This window comes from Dietzia sp. DQ12-76, from assembly GCF_014145045.1.
Lineage (GTDB): Bacteria > Actinomycetota > Actinomycetes > Mycobacteriales > Mycobacteriaceae > Dietzia.
Genome location: NZ_JAALDV010000361.1, coordinates 1 through 3,144, shown reverse-complemented (window position 1 = coordinate 3,144; position 3,144 = coordinate 1). Strand labels below are relative to the sequence as shown.

Sequence of the window (3,144 nt, the reverse complement as noted above, 5' to 3'; positions counted from 1 at the left end):
CCCCCCCCCCGGCCCCGTTCGCCTCTCCACACGGACACGGAGTGATAGTTTTCCTTCATCTCCGGTCGTCGCGTCGGGAAGGCAAGCCATGTGCACGAGAACCCTCTGGTCCCCCTCCGAGAACCTTGTCCTGGCCGGCCGCACCATGGACTACGAGGTCGATCTGCGGACCAACCTCTGGGCGTTCCCGCGGGGCATGACCCGCGACAACGGCGTGGACGACAGTCTGACCTGGACCTCGACGTACGGCAGCGTGGTGGCCGCGGCCTATGACCTCGCGAGCACCGACGGGATCAACGAGGCGGGCCTGGCGGGACATCTGCTGTGGTTGGCGGAGTCCGATTACGGCGACCGCGACCCGGAGCGTCCGGCGCTGAGCGCCTCGGCGTGGGTGCAGTACATGCTGGACAACTTCTCCACCGTCGCCGACGCCGTGGACTGGATGCGGCGGTCCCGGGTCCAGATCCGGACGTCCGGGGATCCGGTCACCGGCGCGACCGTCACCGTTCACCTGGCGCTCGACGACCGCAGCGGGGACTCGGCGATCATCGAGTACACCGACGGCGAACCCCACATCTGGCACGACCGGTCCTACACGGTGATGACCAACTCGCCCCCGTTCGCCGAGCAACTCGACCGTCTGCGAGAGATCGAAGGTTTCGGCGGTGACCGCCCCCTGCCCGGCGGCACGGACGCCGACGAGCGTTTCGCCCGCGCGGCCTACTACCTGGACCGGCTCCCGGCGCCCACCGACCGGACGGGGGCGGTCGCGGAGTTGCTGAGCGTGATGCGCAACGCGTCGCAGCCGTTCCGCACGCCGGAACCGGGCCATCCGAACGCCTCCACGACTCTGTGGCGGACCATCACCGACCACGTCGACGGCGTGTACGTCTTCGAGGACACCAGTCGGCCCAACATCGTCTGGGCCCGGTTGGACGCACTCGACCTGTCCGAGGGCGCACCGGTCCGCAAACTCGATCTGGTCGCCGACACCGGGCTCGAGGGCGGACTGGTCGGGGAGGTCAGCGCGCACTTCGAGGTGGCGGCGCCGATGGAGTTCCTCCGCGCGTCCTGAGCAGGGGGACGGTCCCCGTGGGCGACCGGCCCCGCACCCCGCGAGGAGAGTCCGGGGTCACGCGGGCGGCACGACCCGGTACCCTCATGTGCCAGCACTGTTAACGCATCCGGCCCCTCACGCTCACCCGTGACCGTAGACAAGGCATGGCACATGGCATTCTCACGCGCGAAGCTCTTCACCGGACTGGTGGCCACCTCGGCGCTCGTCCTCGCAGGCTGCACAGGCGGCACCGAGGACGGCACGGCCGGTGACGGCGGGGAGTCGTACACGATCGGCATCAACCAGCTCGTCCAGCACCCGGCGCTCGACGCGGCCACCGCGGGCTTCAAGGAGGCCTTCGCCGACGCCGGCGTCGAGGTGGAGTTCAAGGAGCAGAACGCCAACGGCGAGCAGGGCACCGCCCTGACCATCGCGCAGCAGTTCGCCGCCGACGACCTGGACCTCGCCCTGGCGGTGGCGACCCCGGCCGCCCAGGCCATGGCCCAGAACATCATCAACATCCCACTGCTGTTCACCGCGGTCACCGACCCGGTCTCGGCCGAGCTCGTCGACTCCATGGAGGAGCCGGGCGCCAACGTCACCGGCACCTCGGACGCGGCCCCGATCGACGAGCAGCTCGAACTGCTCAAGCAGATCGTCCCCGACGCCGAGCGCGTCGGCATCGTCTACGCCTCCGGGGAGGTCAACTCCCAGGTCCAGGTGGACCAGGCCGAGGAGGCCGCCGGACCGCTCGACCTGGAGATCGTCACCCAGACCGTGACCTCGGTCAACGAGATCCAGCAGGCCGTCGAGGCCCTCGGCGACGTCGACGCGATCTACGTCCCGACCGACAACATGGTCGTCTCCGGTATCGCCGCACTCGTCCAGGTGGCGGAGACCAAGCAGATCCCCGTGATCGCCGCGGAGGAGGGCACCGTCGAGGGCGGGGCCGTCGCCACCCTGGGCATCGACTACACCGAGCTCGGCCGCCAGACGGGCGAGATGGCGCTGCGCATCCTGCGCGACGGCGAGGACCCCGCCACCATGCCGGTCGAGACCGCTGCCGAGTTCACCTACGTCGTCAACGAGGACGCCGCCGAGCGCCAGGGCGTGACCATCCCGGAGGACATCCTCGCCGAGGCTGAGAAGAAGTGATCGGATCCGTCGAGGTAGGCCTGATCTACGGGGTCATGGCGCTGGGGGTCTACCTGACCTTCCGCGTGCTGAACTTCCCCGACCTCACCGTCGACGGCAGCTTCACCACCGGTGCCGCCACCGCGGCGACGGCACTCCTCGCCGGCTGGAGCCCGGTGATCGCGACCCTCGCGGGATTCGCCACCGGGTTCCTGGCCGGCATCGTCACCGGCCTGTTGCACACCAAGGGCAAGATCGACGGGCTGCTGGCCGGCATCCTCACCATGATCGCCCTGTGGTCGGTCAACCTGCGGATCATGGGCAGCGCCAACGCCCCGTTGCTGCGCCAGGAGACCGCGTTCACCCCGCTCCGTGAGGCCGGAATCCTCGGCACCTGGGCCGGAGTGGCTGTCCTCGCGGTGGCCGTGGGACTTCTCGGACTCGTCGTGATCTGGTTCCTCACCACCAATCTGGGCCTGTCCATCCGAGCCACGGGCGACAACGGCCCGATGATCTCGTCTTTCGGCGTGTCGACCGACTTCACCAAGACCCTCACCCTGGCGCTGTCCAACGGCCTCGTGGGCATGTGCGGCGCGCTGCTGGCGCAGTACCGGGGCTTCGCCGACATCTCGATGGGCATCGGCATGATCCTGGTCGGCCTGGCCTCGGTCATCCTGGGGCAGGCGATCCTCGGCCAGCGCAGGTTGTGGCTCGCGGTGTACGCCGTGATCGTGGGCGCGGTCCTCTACCAGTTCATCATCGCCGTGGCGCTCGAGGTGGGGCTCAACCCGAACGACATGAGGGCGGTCACGGCGATCCTCGTGGTGATCGCGCTCCTCGCACCCAGGTGGAAGTCCGTGGGCGGTCGGTTCGGCCGCAAGCCCACCACGGCGGCCGCCGCCAACGAGCGGGCGATGGCGGGCGGCGGGACCACTGTCGAGGCGGGGCCCGAC

At 69.5% G+C, this 3,144-nt stretch carries 3 protein-coding genes; all 3 read left to right on the top strand.

Features of this window, described 5'->3' with window-relative positions:
- The first annotated feature begins 88 nt into the window (after positions 1 to 88).
- Positions 89 to 1,075 carry a linear amide C-N hydrolase gene (locus G6019_RS12230; RefSeq protein WP_182612638.1) on the top strand — a complete coding sequence of 329 codons (987 nt, stop codon included), beginning with the start codon at positions 89 to 91 and terminating at the stop codon, positions 1,073 to 1,075.
- Positions 1,076 to 1,228: 153 nt separating this feature from the next.
- Positions 1,229 to 2,212: an ABC transporter substrate-binding protein gene (locus G6019_RS12225; protein ID WP_107757683.1), complete on the top strand. Its 984-nt coding sequence runs from the start codon at positions 1,229 to 1,231 to the stop codon at positions 2,210 to 2,212.
- On the top strand, positions 2,209 to 3,144 hold a 936-nt coding region (locus G6019_RS12220; protein ID WP_309230220.1), incomplete at its 3' end, for an ABC transporter permease. The genes G6019_RS12225 and G6019_RS12220, both read left to right, overlap by 4 nt.